An 18,370-nucleotide genomic window follows, 5' to 3' on the forward strand; every position below is an offset into this window, starting at 1 on the left:
ATCGGCACCGAAGCCGCGCCCGCCGTGCTCGCCTATCTGTTTCACCGGATCGAAGACCGGCTCGACGGATCGCCGACCCTCATCATCGTTGATGAAGGCTGGCTCGCCCTCGACGACGAAGGTTTTGCCGGCCAGCTCCGCGAATGGCTGAAGACGCTGCGCAAGAAGAACGCCAGCGTCATCTTCGCCACGCAATCGCTCTCGGACATCGACGGCAGCGCCATCGCTCCGGCGATCATCGAAAGCTGCCAGACCCGGCTTCTCTTGCCGAACGAGCGCGCGATCGAGCCGCAGATCACCGCCATCTATCGCCGCTTCGGCCTCAACGACCGCCAGATCGAGATCGTCGCGCGGGCCATGCCCAAGCGCGACTATTACTGCCAGTCGCGGCGCGGCAACCGGCTGTTCGAGCTGGGCTTGTCCGAAGTGGCACTGGCGCTTTGCGCTGCGTCCGCCAAGACCGATCAGGCCGCCATCGCCAAGATCGTCGCCGAGCATGGCGCGGACGGATTCCTCGACGCCTGGCTGCGCCATCGCGGCGTGAGTTGGGCCGCCGATCTCATTCCCAACCTCATCAACAAGGAGAAACTGCCATGAAACTGCGCCGTTCACGCGCGGCGTTGCTTGCCGCGTCCATGCTTTCGATCCCGCTCGCCCTGTCGCCGATCGTCACAACGCCGGCCTACGCCATCATCGTCTTCGATCCGACCAACTATGCGCAGAACGTGCTTCAGGCCGCTCGCGCGCTTCAGCAGATCACCAACCAGATCACCTCGCTTCAGAACGAAGCGCAGATGCTCATCAACCAGGCCCGCAACCTCGCAAGCCTGCCGTATTCATCGCTGCAACAGTTGCAACAGTCCGTGCAGCGGACCCAACAGCTTCTACAACAGGCGCAGAACATTGCCTATGACGTGCAGCAGATCGACCGGGCATTCCAGACCAAATATGGCAACGTCTCGATGTCGGCGACCGACCAGCAGCTCGTGGCCGATGCCCGCTCGCGCTGGCAGAACACGGTCGGTGGCTTGCAGGACGCCATGCGCGTGCAGGCCACCGTCGTCGGCAACATCGACACCAACCGCACTCAGATGTCGGCGCTGGTCGGCGCCAGCCAGTCGGCCACCGGCGCGCTTCAGGCGACGCAGGCCGGCAATCAGCTTCTCGCGCTCCAGGCCCAGCAACTCGCCGATCTCACCGCCGTCGTCGCCGCCAATGGCCGCGCGCAGGCATTGTCGGACGCCGAACGCGCCGCCGCCGCCGCGCAAGGGCAGGAACAGCGCCGCCGCTTCCTGACGCCGGGCGCGGGCTACCAGCCCGGCAACGCGCAGATGTTCCCCGACGGCAATTGAGGGCAGCGCGATGGATGGCAAGACCCTCGCGCGGATTGGCGCCATCATCTTCGTAGCGCTGGCGATCACCGCCACCGCGATCGAGATGAACCGGCCTGCCGACAGACCGGACGATCCGGTCACGGTAGCGCAGCCCGTCGCGGCGCGAGATCCGCTGCGCGCGGAACTCGCCAGGTGCGGCGCGATGGGGGAAGCCGGTGGCCGCGATCCATCCTGTCTGCGCGCCTGGGCTGAGAATCGCCGCCGGTTCCTGGGTCAGCCCGAACCGGCGACTGCCCCGGCTTCGGATACACCGACGACGCTGTTCCCGTCCGCGCCAGCCTCCACCACGCCTGACCAGAACGGGAGCCGCTGACATGCAGGGCGCCGGCGTCATCGACCATTTTCTCGATGTCTTCACCCGCTACATCGACAGCGGCTTCGGCCTGCTGCGCCCCGAGGTGGCGTTCATCGCCACCACGCTGATCGTCATCGACGTAACGCTGGCGGCGCTATTCTGGTCGTGGGGTGCCGACGAGGACATCATCGCGCGCCTCGTCAAGAAGACGCTGTTCGTCGGCGTCTTTGCCTACATCATCGGCAACTGGAACAATCTCGCCCGCATCGTTTTCGAGAGTTTTGCGGGTCTTGGCCTGAAAGCATCGGGCACGGGGTTCACGACCGCCGATCTCCTGCGGCCCGGCAAGGTGGCGCAGACCGGCCTCGACGCAGCGCGACCGCTGCTCGATTCCATCTCCGACTTGATGGGCTGGGTCTCGTTCTTCGAGAACTTCATCCAGATCGCCTGCCTGATGTTCGCCTGGGCGCTGATCCTGCTCGCCTTCTTCATTCTCGCGATCCAGCTCTTCATCACGCTGATCGAGTTCAAGCTGAGCACGCTCGCGGGGTTCGTCCTCATTCCCTTCGGTCTGTTCGGCAAATCCGCCTTCATGGCTGAACGGGTGCTCGGCAATATCATCTCGTCCGGCATCAAGGTGCTGGTGCTCGCCGTCATCATCGGCATCGGCTCGACCCTGTTTTCCGAGTTCACCCAGGGCTTCAACGGCGCGACGCCCTCGATTGACGACGCCATGACCATCGTGCTCGCGGCCCTGGCGCTGCTGGGCTTGGGCATTTTCGGCCCCGGCATCGCCAATGGTCTCGTCTCCGGCGGCCCGCAGCTTGGCGCTGGAGCGGCGGTCGGCACGGGTCTCGCCGCAGGCGGCATGGTCGCGGCAGGCGGTGCGGCGGTTGGCGCCGTCGCATCTGGCGGTGCATCGCTCATCGGAGGCGCCGCCGCTGCCGCCCGTGGCGGAGCCGCGCTCGCGGGCGGGGCGTCCACCGCCTACAGCCTCGGCGCGGCCGGTCAGTCCGGGGCATCGGGCGTGGCTTCCGGTCTCGGCAATGTCGCCTCGACCGGCGCGTCGAAGGCCGGGTCAGCGATCACCAGCCCGTTTCGCCGTGCCGCCGCCTCGATGCGAGAGAGCTTCGATGCTGGAAGCCGCGCCGTCTCCGGTGAAGCCGGCGCAGTCGAGGCCGAAGCCTCGTCCGCCGCTCCTTCCACCGCCGCAGCTTCCGCTGATGGCCCGCCGGCTTGGGCCAAGCGGATGCAGCGCTCCCAGAAACTCTCCCACGGGGTCCAGGCGGCCGCCCACGCCGTCAAATCCGGCGACGCCCACGGCGGCGGCGCTTCCGTCAACCTCTCCGAAAGCGACTGATCATGTTCAAGCGACCGTCCGCCCATTACGGCAAATCCCCGCAACCCGAGACGCCCTACCAGCGCGCGAGCCAAGCCTGGGACGACCGCATCGGTTCCGCCCGCATACAGGCGAAGAACTGGCGGCTGATGGCCTTCGGATCGCTCGCTTTGTCGGCCGGATTGTCCGGCGCGCTGTTCTGGCAGTCGCTGAACGGCTCGATCGTGCCCTGGGTGGTGCAGGTCGATCGGCTGGGACAGTCGCAGGCTATCGCCCCGGCGACCGCCGACTACCAGCCCTCCGATCCGCAGATCGCGTTCTACCTTGCGCACTTTATCGAGCAGGTCCGCTCGATCCCGGCCGACGTCATCATAGTGCGGCAGAACTGGCTGCGCGCCTATGACTTTACCACGCAGGCCGGCGCGCTGGCGCTCAACGACTATGCCCGCGCCAACGACCCCTTCGCCAAGGTCGGCAAGCAGCAGATCGCGATCGAGGTATCGAGCGTGATCCGCGCCTCACCATCGAGCTTCCGCATCGCCTGGATCGAGCGCCGCTATCAGGACGGATCGCTAGCCGCGACCGAACGCTGGTCCGCCATCCTCACCGTCGCCGTGCAGCCACCGCGCGATGCCGACACGCTGCGGAAGAACCCGCTCGGAATCTACATCAACGCCATCAACTGGTCGAAGGAGCTTGGACAATGACACCAGCACTCCGCAAAGCCGCCCCCTGGAGTGCAGGAAGTCCGGCCTTCCGAAATGCCTCACTCGCGGCTTTGCTGATTTCCGTATCCGCGCTCGCCGGATGCGCGGGGCACATCCCACCGCCGGAGATTTCCTATGATGATGCCGCGCCGGCCGTCATCGCCGCCGATCCGCCCAAGCCCGTGCAGATCGTGGAACTGCCGAAGCCGTTGCCACTTCCCGGCCAGTTGAAGCCGGTCGGCAAGGACGGAAAGCCGACGCCCGAACTGCCGGACCCGGCCGCGCGCGTGAACGAGGCCAATGCTGCCGCACGGATGCAGCCCATCCGCAACGGCTTCATCAACTCGATACAGGTCTATCCCTTCGTCGATGGCGCGCTCTATCAGGTCTATGCCTCGCCGGGGCAGATCACCGACATTTCGCTCCAGCCCGGCGAACAGCTCGTCGGCTCCGGTCCCGTCGCCGCCGGTGACACCGTGCGCTGGATCATCGGCGATACCGAGAGCGGCACGGGCGCGACAAAGGTCGTGCATATTCTTGTGAAGCCCACGCGGCCCGAACTGATGACCAATCTGGTCATCAACACTGACCGGCGCACCTATCACATGGAACTGCGCTCCACCGAGAAGACCTATATGGCCTCGGTGTCCTGGCAGTATCCGCAGGACCAGCTCATCGCGCTGCGCCGCCAGAACGCTCAGGCCGAGGCTCAGCAGCCGGTCGCGAATGGCGTCGACCTGTCGAGGGTCAATTTCCGCTACGACGTGTCGGGCGACCGTGCGCCGTGGCGGCCGTTGCGGGCGTTCGATGACGGGCGGCAGGTGTTCATCGAGTTTCCGCGCGGGATCGGACAGGGCGAGATGCCGCCGCTCTTTGTCGTCGGGCCGGAAGGCGACACGTCCGAGCTGGTGAACTATCGCGTGCGCGGCAACTACATGATCGTTGACCGGCTCTTCGCCGCCGCCGAGCTGCGCTTCGGAGCGGGCAAGGACCAGAAGCGCGTCCGTATCTCCCGCACCGACGGGAGGCCGGCGTCGTGAGCGAGGAACACCCCGAGAAGGAGGACGGGCAGAAGCCCGATGCCCCGCGCGCCGTCAATACGCCGGAGGTGGATGATGACGCCCGGCCGCTGACCGGCGAGCCGGTCGCGCCGATGCGGCTGCGTCCCGAGCCGCCGCGCGTCACCCGCCTGTCGCGCAAGGTGCTGGCGGGCTTAAGCCTCGTCGCCAGTGTCGGTATCGGCGGCGCGCTGGTCTATGCGCTCCAGACCCGGCATGGCGGCGATCAGGGCCAGGAACTGATTTCCACCGACAACCGCGCCACCCCGGACGGGCTGGCCGGCTTGCCGAAGGATTATAGCGGCGTGCCAAAACTCGGCCCGCCGCTGCCTGGCGATCTCGGCCGTCCGATCCTCAATGCGCAAAACGCCGGTCAGCCGGTCCCGACGCCGGCGATTGCCACGCCGTCCGGGCCTGTCGGCCCCACACCGGAGGAACAACGGCAGGCGCAGGAGAGGGAAGCGGCGCGCAACGCGAAACTGTTCGCTTCCACCGAGACAAGGCCCGCGAATACGGGAACGGTCCCGGCCACTACGACGCCGACGCCGCAGACCGACCTCGCCAGCCTCGGTCTCGCGCCGCAGCCGGCAACGCCCACGGCGCAGGATCGCCAACTCGCCTTTCTCAACCAGACGCCCGACAAGCGCACGGCCTCGCCCGATCGCGTCGCAACACCCGCATCGGCCAACGTGCTTCAGGCCGGCGCGGTGATTTCCGCCGCGCTCATCACCGGCATCCGTTCCGACCTGCCCGGCCAGATCACCGCCCAGGTCACGGAAAACATCTATGACAGCCCGACCGGCAAGATCCTGCTCGTGCCGCAGGGCACACGCGTCGTCGGCCAATACGACAACGGCGTCGGTTTCGGCCAGAAGCGCATCCTGCTGGTCTGGAACCGGCTGATCTTCCCGAACGGCCGCTCGATCGTGCTGGAACGCCAGCCGGGCGCGGACGCCGAAGGCTATGCCGGTCTTCAGGATGGCGTCGATTACCATTGGGGCGAGCTGTTCAAGGCCGCAGCTCTCTCCACTCTGCTGTCGATCGGGAGCCAGATGGGGTCTTCGAGCGACGAGAGCGAGATCGCCCGCGCATTGCGCCAAGGCGCGTCGGACAGCGTTGCCCAAGTCGGGCGGCAGGTCGTCGGCCGTCAGCTCGACATAGCGCCGACTTTGACCATCCGCCCCGGCTTCCCTGTCCGTGTCCTCGTCACCCGCGATCTCGTCCTCGAACCCTATGGAGGCACGCCATGAGCAAGCTGAAGCTCGGCCCGATCACCGAGACCAAGCCGGTCAAGGTCACTCTCGAACTGCCGGCCGCCTTGCATCGCGATCTCACAGCATATGCCGAGATCCTCGGACGCGAGGCCGGACACCCGCCGACCGACCCCATTCGCCTGATCGTCCCCATGCTGGAACGCTTCATCGCCACCGATCGCGGCTTCGCCAAAGCGCGCAAGTCAGCGCCGAATGCGGACCGTTAAGGAGGGGGCATGTCTGCAAACGTCAAACGCCTCCGCAAGGAACGCTCGCGCAAACCAGCGCAGATGATCCTTCCCGCCGATCTCTATGATTATCTCATAGAGAGGCCGTCGCATCGTCGCGAGACCCGACATGCTGGTGAGAGCATCGACGGCATCGACCATGTGACCGTCGTCGATGACTGGCCGGACAGCATTCCCGTGACCGAAGCCGAGGTCGATATCTTCGAGCGTTATTTCAGTGATGTCCTCGACCGTTTGTTCAGTTCCTCCGCCGCCGACCATCCAAATCCGGCCTTGTCATTATTAACATCTGATGTTAACAATAAGCCATGAGCGAGGATCGTGACCCGAGCCTCGATACGCTGCTGAACCTTCATGGTCAGGTTCTCGTCGTCGATCCCGCGGGCGGTCATTGGGTGAAGTTCATTGTCACCCGCGTCCCGGTTTCGTCGGAAAAGCCACACGGCCTCGATTACTCGCTCACGCTTCACGGGCCTTCGGGCGAACGGCTGGTCGGGTTCGATAATGCCCATCCGGTCGGTCGTCAGAAGAAAGGCGAGCCGCAGGATCATCGCCACCGGTTCCAGACCGTGAAGCCATATGCCTACGAGAATGCGGCCACGCTGCTGGCCGACTTCTGGCAGGTGGTGGACGCGGTGCTGAAGGAACGAGGCGTGTTATGACGACACTGAAGATCGGGATTGCCGACTATGATGAGATGAAAGCGCGCACCATGCGGATCGCGCGCGGCGAGGAGAAGCCGGCGGCCGATGATCCGAAGGTGTGGTTCACCTCGACCGAATCCTTTGCGCAGGTGCTCTCCAGCGGGAACCGCGAATTGTTGCGTGTCATCGACGAGCAGGCGCCGCGTTCGCTGGACGAGCTGTCGCAGATCACCGGCCGCGCCAAATCCAGCTTGTCCCGAACCCTCAAGACGATGGCGGGCTACGGCCTCGTCAGTATGGAGCCGGGCCAGGGCCGCAAGCTCATGCCCAAGGTGCTGCACGATCGAGTGGCGCTTGAACTCCCCATCCTCGAACGGCGTGAAGCGAAGGGAGGCCGCGCATGAACATGCAATCGCCCTCCATCGCCCAGCGCGCCGCTCTTTATCTCCGTGTCTCGACCACCCGCCAGGCCGAACATGACGTCTCCATCCCCGATCAACGTAAACAGGGCGAAGCGTATTGCGCCTCGCGCGGGTACGAACTGGTCGAAACCTTCGTCGAGGCCGGCGCATCCGCCACCAACGATCGGCGTCCGGAATTTCAGCGCATGATCGAAGCGGGCACGACCAAACCGGCCCCCTTCGATGTCGTCGTGGTCCACTCGTTCAGCCGCTTCTTCCGCGATCACTTCGAACTGGAATTCTACGTCCGCAAGCTCGCCAAGAATGGCGTGAAGCTCGTCTCCATCACGCAGGAGATGGGTGACGATCCGATGCACGTCATGATGCGGCAGATCATGGCGCTGTTCGACGAGTACCAATCGAAGGAGAACGCCAAGCACGTCCTGCGCGCCATGAACGAGAACGCGAGGCAGGGCTTTTGGAATGGCGCGCGGCCGCCGATCGGCTATCGTATCATCGCTGCCGAACAGCGTGGGTCGAAGACCAAGAAGAAGCTGGAGATCGACCCGCTGCACGCGGAAACGGTCCGGCTCATCTATCGCCTGTTCCTGGAAGGCGATGGCATCTCTGGCCCGAAAGGCGTCAAGGCAATTACCACCTACCTGAATGAACGCCGCATTTTTACCCGCGATGGCGGGAAATGGGGCTTGGCGCAAATCCACGCCATCCTGACCCGCACGACCTATATCGGCGAGCACAGGTTCAATACCCGGTCTTTCAAGAATCGCGAGAAGAAGCCGGAGAGCGAAGTAGCGATCATGGCGGTTCCATCGCTGATCGATCGCGACATCTTCGATGCGGTTCAGGCCCGCCTCAAGTCCCGCAACCCGATGGTGATCCCATCGCGGGTCACGAGCGGTCCGACGCTCCTGACTGGCATCTGCTTCTGCGCAAAGTGCGGCGGGGCGATGACAATGCGTACCGGCAAGGGCAGCGCGGGCGGCATGTATCGCTATTACACCTGCTCCACCAAGGCCCGGCAGGGAAAGGCTGGTTGCGAAGGTCGCTCGATCCCGATGGACAGGCTCGACCATCTGGTCGCCAGCCATCTCGAAGAACGCCTGCTACAGCCAAAGCGGTTGGAGACGATCCTTTCCAGCCTTCTCGACCGCCGGCAGGAGCGAACCGAACGCCGTCGCGAACATCTGGCGGATCTCCACCGGCGAATCACGGAGACCGATCAGCGGTTGGGCCGGCTCTATGACGCGATCGAATCAGGCGTGGCCGCGCTCGACGATGTGGGCCTCAAGGACCGCATCGCCGGCCTCAAGGCGATCCGGGACCAGGCGGCGGCCGATGCCGAGCGGATACGGGCGACGCTCGACGGCTCGGGCGACAGGGCCGTGACACCGGACATGATCGACACGCTGTCTGCCGCGGCGCGCGGTAGCCTGCGGATCGAAGGAGGCGGCTATCGGCGGGATTACCTGCGCGCCTTCGCGCAACGCGTCGAGGTCGCGGACGATGAAATTCGCATCATGGGGACGAAATCGGAACTGCTGCAAACGCTCGTCGCCGCTTCCAGCGTGGAATCGGCGGCAATCGGCGTTCGCAGTTCTGTACTGAAATGGCGCACCCGAAGAGATTCGAAAACCTTCAGAGAGCGCCCATTTCACTGATTTCGTTGGAGAATTTTCCCTGCCAACTGTTGTCTGTGTACCAATGTGGTGGACCACCCGTCAAGGGTTGACGTGCCTTATTCCGGTCCTCCCGCAGCCGCCTTCTTCATCTTGGCGGCCTCACGTACCTCTTGAATGTAGGTGAATGCCGTAAACGCCAGCCTCACTGGAAAGTCGGCAGGCCATACATCAGGAAGCTCAGGGGCGGCTTCATAGCGCAAAGCCTCCTCCTGCTCGACGAAGCACTCCACGCCGTCATGCATGGCTTGTAGAGTGTTCCTCGTCTCTTCGAGGATGTTGCTTGCTCTTGGCAGTCCGAAGGCCCCCATGTGGTGGATTGCGGTTAGCGTGTGGATCAACCAGTGTTCCCACTTTTTGAAGCGCTTGTGCTCGGCAGCTTTCATTCGATTTCGAGGGACAATCTTCAGCTCGACAATTTCCGCGTTGTGGTCAGTCATTCTCATGTTGGGCCTTCCTTGAAATTGGTTTCGTTGTGGAACGAGGAGGTGCGCTTAGCGGGTAGCAAGCGTGTCCGATACAGGCTTCGAATGCCTAAGGAACATGGCGTGCATCGTTCGCAGTAGGTGCAGTTCGATGATGAGATGCTTGTGGCCCCGCCACAGCATTACGCCCCCGGCAATCCACATGGCGTCAAAGAAGCGCCCCGGTCTGGAGGACGTTACGTCATCAGACGAGAAGAAAAAGTCACAGATGTAGGGGATGTTGAAGCTGACGATGAATGGACCCATGTTTGCCTCCGTTATGCTGCGTCATGCTGCTGGCAGAGGCTTATGAGTCAAACCGCAAATCCTGTAAAGATAAATAAAATCATTCACTTACGGGTTTATCGCACAGGTGGATAGATCCGGGATTGCCGCACGGGAGCTTAAGGAACGGCTTCGGTGTTGAAAAACTGGCCTCTCAGAGGGCCACTGAACCAGCCCTCATGTGTCAGCTTACGTGGCTCGCTTTGGTGATCTGCCGAAAAGCAATCGATACGCCCGGAGAGAAGCGCGGACGCGATTAAGCGAGCCCCCAAGTGGCAAGCAGAGCTTCAGCCTTCGCGGGGTCTTGCTTGATGCGGAGAACGGTCTGCCTTGTGAGACCCGTCACTCTTGCAATCTCGCTGACGCTCGTCGCTCCGGTTCCGAGCATATCAATGACGGCATTGAACGACTTCCGGTCATAGCTCGGCTTTCTCCCGAGGTAGGTTTTGCCTTCCGCTTTCGCCGCCTCGATACCGGCCCGCTGGCTGGCTTTCGTTGCCTCGTGCTGTGCCTGTGCGGTTGCCGCCATGAACGCAATGAGCGCGTCTCTCACAGCCATCTGAACGGGGTCCGTGGTCGAGCCGTCAAAGGTCATGTTATTGATGACCGTGCGGATGATGACGCCACGCCCCATGAACTCTCTGATGATGTCCGTAACGTCTTGGTAGTTTCGCCCGAGGCGGTCCACCCAGCGCACCACGAGGGTGTCACCCTTGCGCAGCATGTCGAAGAGCCGCTTGCCTTCAGGACGCTCTCTGAGGGCTGTGGATGCGCCTGAGACGCCATGGTCACTTACCACAGCGTCAATGACGAAACCCGCCTGCTCGGCTTGTGTCTTTTGGTGATGAAGGGTCTGGTCCGCTGTCGAGACGCGGGCATAGAGGATAGTGGACATGAAGCTTCCTGACTGACCGTATGGATTGTGTCCGCAGAAATGCATGTCCGTAGAATGAAGTCAACCCTTACGGACGGTCTTTGTGGTCAGCATGAAGATGTACGCTGAGGTATACTTCAACGGTCATCAGTCGAGCCGTGAGTAAGAAGGTTCTCCGTAATCCTGCTGCGAATGGCTTCAGCGACGAGGTCTGCCTCTTTCATAAGATCAAATACTTTTCTCCGAATTTCCCGATAACGCTCCAGTTCGTCCGCCAGCTCATTCTTCAAGTGATCATGGATGTGCTCGGGAGACTTGAGAGGCGCGAGGAAACTTTCGATGCGAGCAGCTCTTTCTGCCTCATCAGGAGGAGCAAGCTTGGCCAACCAGTGCCGCCAGTTGTCCTTACCCTTCCGTTCATTGCAGCTACGACAACAAGGCACTAAATTTCGGATGTAGTGCCCGTATCCCGAGAACTCACCATCAACGACCCTATTGAACACGTGGTCCCAAGTTTGCGCAGCGTCACCGCAATAAACGCAGTTGAGGTCATCTTCAGGGTCTTGGCCCAGCTCACGTAAACCGTCAGCGACTGCTAATGGAGAGTACCTGTCCTGCGGAGCGAGCGCAGAGGCAAATGCATTCGAGAAGGTGCTCTTCCTGCTCATGACGGTGTGACGTTTAAGATACTTCTTGATGGTGTCCATTTTCATACTTGTCTCAATCCTCCGTATGCGAGCGTCGTGTATCGTAGCCGTCTGCGGATTCTAGGCCGCCTCACTGCATTAGGCAGGGCACGGGGGAAACTACAAGCAAGTCCAGTCGAGGCTGACGCTCGGATTTTTGCCGCCAACTAAACGGCCCATTTCGGACCACGTGACGCCCTACTTCGCATTTTCCCAGATGGGGCAATAATAGCTTGGGAGACCACCTACCAACGAAGGACGTGAGGAGGCGGGGTGGTCGGTGAAAATTGCTCAATTGCATCGGAGAATAGGTGTCGGAGGATGCTGGTGGCGGTCAATCCCTCACTCCCCCTTTAGGTTATCCTTTAGGTCTCCTATCTCTCACCTCTATCTGTTCACTCTCACTATCCACTCCCATCATCAGAAATAGGATCAGGGAGAGAGAGGGTATTCTCACATCCCCTCTCCCTCACCTATTTATCACTCTCTCCTAGGGTGGGCCCTAATTGACGACGTTAGGTGGGCCCTAATCACCTGTGGTCTGTCCGTCGTGCGGCAATCAAGCGGGCCACTTGTAGGCATTGTGTCCGATCAAGTCCAACGAACCATCAAGAGGGCGTGTCATATCGACCGTCGTGGCCATCTCACCGCCATCGGTGAAAGCACTTTGAAATGCCGCCATCTCGACGGTCCATCCGCGTTTGTGAGCAATATTGACCAGAGGGATAAAATCGCGGTCGCCTGACGCGATAACAAGAACTCCTGTATTTGGGCCGGTCGCAACGGCAAGGGTCCCCTGAGCGACGAGCTCCGTATCCACAGCCTTCTCTTTGTTCTGGGAGTCGCGGTCATGGGTGATGACTTCAAAGCCACCGTTCTTGGCCATTTCCCAGACATCGTCTTTCGGCGGCGGACGAGAACCTACCAGAAAGGCGGCGTGGATGTTTCGCCCATTCGCAAGCACCTTCAGGAGCTTGGCAAAGTCAATACGCCACGACGGATCGGCGGGACGCTTGCCGCCAGCTTCAGCAGGTAATTGCCCCTTGCGAAACGCCGAAGCCTTCTGGCCCTCAATGAATATATTCGAGTTGTCCACAAGTATGATGCAGTCCATGGTTCCTCCCTACCTGTGTCTGATGGATGTATCATTAATCGAAGGTAAGAAACTGTCTAGCTGCCAGCACAACTTGCACCGACTTTTATTGACACCCTGTTTGTACACGTCCACCCAAGTGTCCACCTTAGGACCACCAGTGAACTTCTTACAGGACTTCCTCAGCTCGGCATTGGCCTCATAGTGGTCTTGAGCTGTCTTCCGGGTGTCCTTGCTATCTCCGCAGTGTCTTCGGAGTGCCAGCTAAATTACCTGTTGATGGCATTCGGCCATCACCCGGCCCCACTCCGCTAGAGTGACTACAAGAACGAGGGTCACGGTAAGCACCACCGTGGCCCTCACCATTTTCTGACGTGTTGTGGGCTTAAGTAATATACCTACGTACCCCCCTAAGCGGCCTCAAACGGTCCATCAAGAGAACCAAAGTGAACCGGGCTTCCTCTTCAATTGCGCTTCCCTGCATTCCTTCCATCTGGCCTTTTCCCTCTGACGCTCCCCAAGATAGCGGCTCACGAGCTGCTGACTGACATCAAGGATCGTGGCAATGTCGGAATGGCTGAGCCTCGGGAAGAAGTGGTTCAGCCACGAGACCATCTCCGTGACCTCCATGTCTGGCGGGTTGTCTTCGCGATGTGCAAACCGTTCGCGGATAGAACGTCTGTAGCTGTTCCGACCGTCTCGGAAGCTTTCCAATGCCGCTTTGGCTTCCGCCACCGGACCATTCTCTTTCAGCTCAAGCGAGCTTGTTGCTTGAGACCACCGCTCCGCTATCCAGTCTCTGGCAAGAGGGCTGATGACATCAAAAGGAATGGTCCCCTTCGCTTGAATGCGTTTGCCCCAACCTTTGGCCGTCACCCATGGGCAGAGCCTATGACGATGTTGTCTTCCCCCGCCTTCGATTTGCAGAAAGTCCATGTGCCGAAGGATGATCCTAATGCGGCGAGGGCCGACTGAGTGAAGTTCCGCCAGTTCAGTGATGGTGATCCAATCCCCGTCTTCGACAAGGACAAGTTCCCCGGTCTTTCTATCGAGGAGCTGGGAGGTATAGAGCATGTGTGATCCTACGGTTGTTGGAAACAAAAAGCCCCCGCTCTGGTGAGAACGGGGGCGCTGAGGGTGGGTGATGAGGAGATGAACGAGAGCTGACTTAGGTGGATGTGGTCGGGCGTCCCATCTCATCGCAGCCCTTGCGCATGGTCAGCTTGCCAGCCTCGTAGAGCTGCACCAGCAGTGCCTTGCCTTCCGCCGTGGGGAAGATGTCTACGCTGCCGAACTCAGCCAGCGCCTTCTCGGTGAAGACGTTGCGGTGCTTGGCATAGACGCGATAGGTGCCGCCCTGCTTGTAGAAGTAGCCGAGCCGCATCAGGTCTTTCTTGATGGCTTTCTGGTTAATGCCGTCCAGCGTGCGGATGAACCGGCTGAGGCTGTGGTTGTGGGAGACTACGCGCTCGGCAATAGCAAGCTGAGGCTTGGCCTCTTCGAACTTTTGCTCGGCTAACTGCTTCGCTTTCCACTCAGCAGCCCACGCAATAGCGGCCTCTGCCGGGTCTGCGAAGTTGGGTATTGAAAGCATGGTGACCGGCTGGTGCGTGTCCTTAGCTTCCAGTTCCATCCACCTGTCGATGATGCGGGTGCGGAGAGTGACCGAATAGCCGGAGACGAGGATGAGGGTTTCCCGCTTGGGGAGTAGGTATTCAAGCGAAGGGCGGCCACCAGTAGAAGGGACGACCTTTTCTTCAAGTTTGAGGGAAAGCTCTTGCGCCATGTTACGAACATCACGGCGAACGTTATCGTGTGTCTTGCCGGTCAGCTCTGCGATTTCACGGCTGGACATGGTGAGAGTGGAAGCGGTGTTCAGGTTCACCATCTGGTTCATTTGCATTTTCCTTGAAGTCAGGTGCGTAAAGACGCTGGGTTCAGTGGTGATTGCGGTTTGCCCACGCGCCGTTCAGGTCACGCAGGGTCGAAGCCGAGGGGATGTTGATGAGCTGTTCCAGAAGCCACGGCAGCGCGGCCCAGAAGGACCACGAGCCAACAGGAAAGAGGCTGGGATGATCAGCACCCCCGGAGCTTTTACTCCGAGGGATGCTTTTGATACTGCCTCACCACGAGGAGCTTCGTGTCCGTTCCGGCTGATGACGGATCAACGAGTTAACCAGAGGCTGAACGCCGATGACGTTCTGGAAAGGCATGATGCGTTGCAGGGCTCTGATTTCGCTCTGCGACCAGCCCCCCTGTCGGATTGCACGACCAATCCCGTGGCTGGCCTTCAAGCCAGTGCTCGCCAGATCAAAGGTAGGATTGCTGAAGGCGTTAGATGCCAGACCTGACGCACGGTCTTCAAACCAAGGCTTGAAGCTCGTCACATACAGGCCCGTATCGATGATGGTGGGCATGATGCTCGACCATTCGCCACGCTGAACCATTGCCTTTGCAATGCCGCTAGGGCTCAACTTCTCCTCCAAGTAGTCCTTCTGGTCCGAGCGGCCCGTAGAGTTGAGGTACTGCTGAGCCGTGTAGACCATGCCACCCACCACCGAAGTGGTCATAAAGGAGGCGAAGGTGTTGAAGTCCATGTGGTGGAGGTTGCGAAGAAGCTGGTTCGTCCATGCATTCATCATGAAGTTTCGGAACTGAAGGATGGTGCGGGCCATCGGATGCGAGAGCATCACGTTCCCCTGCCCCACCACGTTGTCCTGAATGACCATTCGGCTCCACCTCCACACAGCCGTGCGGAAGTGCGAGAGGGCTTCCTGATCATCCCACTTGCCGAAGTTTCCTGCGAGATATTTCCGGCTGGAGATTGCGCCATCCTCAAAGTCCGCGTGCTTCCTGATCTGAGCGAACACGCGATGGGCCATGTCATCGTCCAGTCCGAGGGCACGCATACGGTTCATGTTGAGGCCCTTGACGCTACCCCCTTCGGCTGTCTTCGCGGCTGCGTTGACAATCTTCATGACCGCTGCTGCGGATGCCCAGCGCCGTGAGAACGTGTCCACGGTGCTCATGCCAGAGACCACGTTGGTGATCCGCTTGCCGGTGTGCAGAAGGTCATCGACCTTGTTCCACCGCTGGCCGTTGGCGCTCCGGTTGATCATCTCACCCATGTCGTCAAGGTGATGCCTGAAGCCGTCACGGAACCAGTCCGCACCGAAGCCTGAAAGCTCCTCCATCTCGCGAGCGAACGATGTTTGGAGCTGGCCGGTCTTCGCGTCACGCAACATGGCCCTGAACGAGGGCATCCCTTCGAGTGCAGCCTTGAGGCCAATCTGAGTTCCCACGCCCAGCATTTCACCAAGCTGCGCAAGGCCGACTTGGTTCATGACGCGGGTGTAGTTGTAGCCGTGAACGGCACGAGCCCACTTCGCGAGGTTCGGGAACTTGGTCTGATCCGGCGTGCCGGTGATCCGGTCGTAGATGAACTGGAGCCGAGCCTCGTCCGCATTCGCTGCCTTCATGCGGTCAGCGTGCGGGATGTGGGTCTTGGCATCCCAGACAGAACGCATCTCACGAACGAACTTGTCGAACTCACCACGCGAGGTGATGCCATCGACAAGGAACTCAGCAGCGTGAGGATTATCTGCGCTGTAGAGCGGGTTCTTAATCCGCATCATCGCCATGCCAATCTGGCCGGACATCTGACGGGAATAGCTCTTGAAGCCATAGAGGTAGTCGTCCTGAAACAGGTCGGCCATCCTCAGCTTCTCCATCTCCCCCGTGCTCTTGTTGCGGACCATCATCTCGAAGTTGTTGTCGTAGAGCGCCTTGCGCTTCGACCGGGCCGTGCCGCCTTCCTTCGAGGGCTTGGGCTTCGCCACGCTGATGACCTTCTGGATGTCAGCGTCCGAGAGGTCGATGTCCTGTAACGCCTTCTTCAGGGCCTCCATATCGTTGCCATGAAGCACCCTATCGAGGTTGCTCATGCCAGCCGTAGCTTCTCGGAGGGTGCGCCAGTAACCCTTGCCCATTCGACGGGCCAGCTCTTCGCCCAGCTCGGGCACCTTCCGAAGGAACGCTTGGGCCACGAACTCACGCATCGTATCGTCACCATAACGGACGCTGTGTGCGTCAATCTTCTGGTGGTCCGCGATGTTGGGCCGATAGGGAGCCCGGTCCACGTTCTCGAAGCCTGCCACCGCTCGACGCTCTGAACCATCCAGCAAGCCGGGGTTCTTGAGGTATTCGAGGTAGTCAGCATAGCTCTTGCGGATGAGGTCACCCTGCTTCTTCACGGCAGCGTCCCATTCCTTTTCAGGACGAACGTTGTCGAGATAGTTGGTGACCAGCTTCTTGAACTCCACCTCAGCCTCGTCCTTGCCCGCTCCGGTGATCCCGCGAGAGGTCATGAACTCGTTGAAGTGCTGAACGTGCCCTTGCTCGGCACGCATGGAGAAGTCGAAGTCGAGCTGCTTCTGCCACTCTTCGGCAGCGATGTGGGATACCTTCGTCTTGTCGGCATTGCCCACAACGTCCACCACAGCGTGGCTTGTGAAAGCTCGCGTTGCGGGGTTCTCGGAAGCCTTACCCTTGCCAGCCACATCCCAGCGGATGCGAGAAGCCCATGAGCGTTCAATGGCATTGTCCACCGCACCGTGAAGCCAGTCTTCGCCAGCGTCAGTGAGCACGTCACGGGAGCTTACTCGGGCAGCACCAGCGGAACCGGGAAGGTCCACAGAGCGGAGCATGGTGCCCGCCTTCAGCTCTTCCTCAGCATGGGCCTGAAGGCTCTTGCCGATGCGGATGTACTCGGCACTCTCTTGGGCCAGTGCGGGGTTCTTGGCGAATGCACCGAAGGCACCACCGAGGGCCGCACCTGTACCAGCCGCCCACAGCAGGTCAGTTCCGTTCGCTGATGGCTTGTAGGCCACGCGAGGGATTTCCGTGAGGGTGTTGATGAATGCGCCCTCAGCGGCCTTTATGCCGACCTTAGCGAGCATCCCACCGTATTTCGGGAGGCTCACTTCAGGGGCCAGCAGGAGGAGTGCCAGGTTGTCGATGGTCGTGAGGCTCGCACCGACACGCAGGCCCGTGCCTGTCCAGCCCAGACCCTCCATCTTCTTCTCATAGTCCACGTCAGCGAGGATGCCCTCTTTGATCTGTTCGAGGTGGGCCTGAGAGTGCGCCTTACCGAGCTGGGGCCAGAATTGCTCTGGCACGCCAGCCTTGGCAGCGTTGAGGATGTCGGGAGTGGGTTGCCAGTTTGGATCAGGAAGGAGGTCCGTGCGGCCCTTCATCATCCAATTGATCATGCTTTCGTCCTCGCGAGCGGCCTTGAAGGCATCCCACTTCGAGTCGAACGCAGGTGCCTGAGCGGCCTGCTGTGCATTGAACTGGTTCATCTCGACATCAGTGGTCACCGCACGCGGAGAAATCGGATTGTCGAAGGAGACCTTATCGCCGTTCGGGGTGGAGGAAACGGACTCGCGAGGGATGTTCCCACGGTCAATCTGGGGATAACTCATGTTGCCACCGAAGATGGCCTTAGCGTTCGCCAGACGGCCAGCCCAATTGTGGCCCGCTGTGGGGTTGTTCCGGCTGTAGCCGCTGGGACGTTCGAAGTGCATGAATGCAGCAGCCGCTTCGTCCACTGTAGTGGCAGCTCTCAGGCGGCTGGCCGCGTAGCTCTCGGAAGTCTCCAGCTCGTGTTGCGCGAACTCAAGCTGGGTGTCGAAGTCGAGGTGGTCCCGACCGTTGTTCTTCGCCCACTGGATGAGCTTGGGTCTCCGGTCGTTCCACTGAAAGATGCCGAGGGCTGCACCGCTGTCGCCTACTGCACGTTCGTTTAGTCCCTTGCCGCTTTCGGCCTGTCCGTTACCGACGATGCCAGCGGCCTGTGCAGGGCTCCACCCCTTCGAAACGAAGAAGTCGAATGCCCTTTGGGCTCTGTCGTTGATGTTGGATTGTCTCATGA

At 60.8% G+C, this 18,370-nt stretch carries 20 protein-coding genes; 12 read left to right on the top strand and 8 right to left on the bottom strand.

The genetic code is table 11. The annotated features are described in order from the left end of the window. The 12 genes from MUU53_RS08365 to MUU53_RS08420 all read left to right on the top strand — a co-directional run. A partial coding sequence (locus MUU53_RS08365; protein WP_479683723.1) for a TraG/VirB4 family ATPase occupies positions 1-597 on the top strand: 597 nt, incomplete at its 5' end. Continuing rightward, entirely contained in the window at positions 594-1,352 is a 759-nt protein-coding gene (gene trbJ, locus MUU53_RS08370; RefSeq protein WP_247260504.1) for a P-type conjugative transfer protein TrbJ, read from the top strand. The genes MUU53_RS08365 and trbJ, both read left to right, overlap by 4 nt. Before the next feature lie 10 nt (positions 1,353-1,362). Further along, complete coding sequence (gene trbK-alt, locus MUU53_RS08375; protein WP_247260505.1) at positions 1,363-1,707, top strand: putative entry exclusion protein TrbK-alt; 345 nt, start codon at positions 1,363-1,365, stop codon at positions 1,705-1,707. Between the two features lies 1 nt (position 1,708). Continuing rightward, positions 1,709-3,049, top strand: coding sequence for a P-type conjugative transfer protein TrbL (trbL, locus tag MUU53_RS08380; protein ID WP_247260506.1), 1,341 nt, complete (start codon positions 1,709-1,711; stop codon positions 3,047-3,049). A gap of 2 nt (positions 3,050-3,051) precedes the next feature. Next, positions 3,052-3,735 carry a conjugal transfer protein TrbF gene (trbF, locus tag MUU53_RS08385; RefSeq protein WP_247260507.1) on the top strand — a complete coding sequence of 228 codons (684 nt, stop codon included), beginning with the start codon at positions 3,052-3,054 and terminating at the stop codon, positions 3,733-3,735. Then, the gene (trbG, locus tag MUU53_RS08390) at positions 3,732-4,775 is read left to right on the top strand and encodes a P-type conjugative transfer protein TrbG (protein WP_247260508.1); all 1,044 of its coding nucleotides are present in this window, start codon (positions 3,732-3,734) and stop codon (positions 4,773-4,775) included. Before trbF ends, trbG begins: the two co-directional genes overlap by 4 nt. Next, a complete protein-coding gene (locus tag MUU53_RS08395) occupies positions 4,772-6,043 on the top strand; it encodes a TraB/TrbI/VirB10 family type IV secretion system protein (protein ID WP_377307132.1) in 1,272 nt (423 codons plus the stop codon). Before trbG ends, MUU53_RS08395 begins: the two co-directional genes overlap by 4 nt. After that, the gene (locus MUU53_RS08400) at positions 6,040-6,273 is read left to right on the top strand and encodes a DUF2274 domain-containing protein (RefSeq protein WP_247260509.1); all 234 of its coding nucleotides are present in this window, start codon (positions 6,040-6,042) and stop codon (positions 6,271-6,273) included. The genes MUU53_RS08395 and MUU53_RS08400 overlap by 4 nt, the downstream gene beginning before the upstream one ends. 9 nt (positions 6,274-6,282) lie before the next feature. Then, positions 6,283-6,606, top strand: coding sequence for a hypothetical protein (locus tag MUU53_RS08405; protein ID WP_247260510.1), 324 nt, complete (start codon positions 6,283-6,285; stop codon positions 6,604-6,606). After that, positions 6,603-6,956 carry a toxin-antitoxin system TumE family protein gene (locus MUU53_RS08410; protein ID WP_247260511.1) on the top strand — a complete coding sequence of 118 codons (354 nt, stop codon included), beginning with the start codon at positions 6,603-6,605 and terminating at the stop codon, positions 6,954-6,956. The genes MUU53_RS08405 and MUU53_RS08410 overlap by 4 nt, the downstream gene beginning before the upstream one ends. Next, positions 6,953-7,342, top strand: a complete 390-nt coding sequence (locus tag MUU53_RS08415; protein WP_247260512.1) for an HVO_A0114 family putative DNA-binding protein — start codon at positions 6,953-6,955, stop codon at positions 7,340-7,342. Before MUU53_RS08410 ends, MUU53_RS08415 begins: the two co-directional genes overlap by 4 nt. After that, the gene (locus tag MUU53_RS08420) at positions 7,339-9,018 is read left to right on the top strand and encodes a recombinase family protein (protein WP_247260513.1); all 1,680 of its coding nucleotides are present in this window, start codon (positions 7,339-7,341) and stop codon (positions 9,016-9,018) included. The genes MUU53_RS08415 and MUU53_RS08420 overlap by 4 nt, the downstream gene beginning before the upstream one ends. A 77-nt stretch (positions 9,019-9,095) precedes the next feature. On the opposite strand, the gene MUU53_RS08425 is transcribed toward MUU53_RS08420, so the two are convergent. The 8 genes from MUU53_RS08425 to MUU53_RS08460 all read right to left on the bottom strand — a co-directional run bounded on the left by MUU53_RS08425 (position 9,096) and on the right by MUU53_RS08460 (position 18,368). Further along, positions 9,096-9,482 carry a hypothetical protein gene (locus tag MUU53_RS08425; RefSeq protein ID WP_247260514.1) on the bottom strand — a complete coding sequence of 129 codons (387 nt, stop codon included), beginning with the start codon at positions 9,480-9,482 and terminating at the stop codon, positions 9,096-9,098. A gap of 48 nt (positions 9,483-9,530) precedes the next feature. Beyond that, a complete protein-coding gene (locus MUU53_RS08430; protein WP_247260515.1) occupies positions 9,531-9,767 on the bottom strand; it encodes a hypothetical protein in 237 nt (78 codons plus the stop codon). A 274-nt stretch (positions 9,768-10,041) separates the two neighbouring features. After that, positions 10,042-10,680, bottom strand: coding sequence for a recombinase family protein (locus tag MUU53_RS08435; RefSeq protein ID WP_247260516.1), 639 nt, complete (start codon positions 10,678-10,680; stop codon positions 10,042-10,044). 116 nt (positions 10,681-10,796) lie between these two features. Beyond that, complete coding sequence (locus MUU53_RS08440) at positions 10,797-11,372, bottom strand: HNH endonuclease (RefSeq protein WP_247260517.1); 576 nt, start codon at positions 11,370-11,372, stop codon at positions 10,797-10,799. Between the two features lie 532 nt (positions 11,373-11,904). Beyond that, on the bottom strand, positions 11,905-12,459 hold the full coding sequence (locus MUU53_RS08445; protein ID WP_247260518.1) for an NYN domain-containing protein: 555 nt from the start codon (positions 12,457-12,459) through the stop codon (positions 11,905-11,907). Between the two features lie 411 nt (positions 12,460-12,870). After that, positions 12,871-13,512: a hypothetical protein gene (locus tag MUU53_RS08450; RefSeq protein ID WP_247260519.1), complete on the bottom strand. Its 642-nt coding sequence runs from the start codon at positions 13,510-13,512 to the stop codon at positions 12,871-12,873. 94 nt (positions 13,513-13,606) lie between these two features. Beyond that, positions 13,607-14,335, bottom strand: a complete 729-nt coding sequence (locus MUU53_RS08455) for a Rha family transcriptional regulator (protein ID WP_247260520.1) — start codon at positions 14,333-14,335, stop codon at positions 13,607-13,609. A 226-nt stretch (positions 14,336-14,561) separates the two neighbouring features. Further along, complete coding sequence (locus tag MUU53_RS08460; RefSeq protein WP_247260521.1) at positions 14,562-18,368, bottom strand: phage tail tip lysozyme; 3,807 nt, start codon at positions 18,366-18,368, stop codon at positions 14,562-14,564. Between the last annotated feature and the right edge of the window lie 2 nt (positions 18,369-18,370).

The organism is Affinirhizobium lemnae (genome assembly GCF_022968395.1).
Taxonomy (GTDB): domain Bacteria; phylum Pseudomonadota; class Alphaproteobacteria; order Rhizobiales; family Rhizobiaceae; genus Neorhizobium; species Neorhizobium lemnae.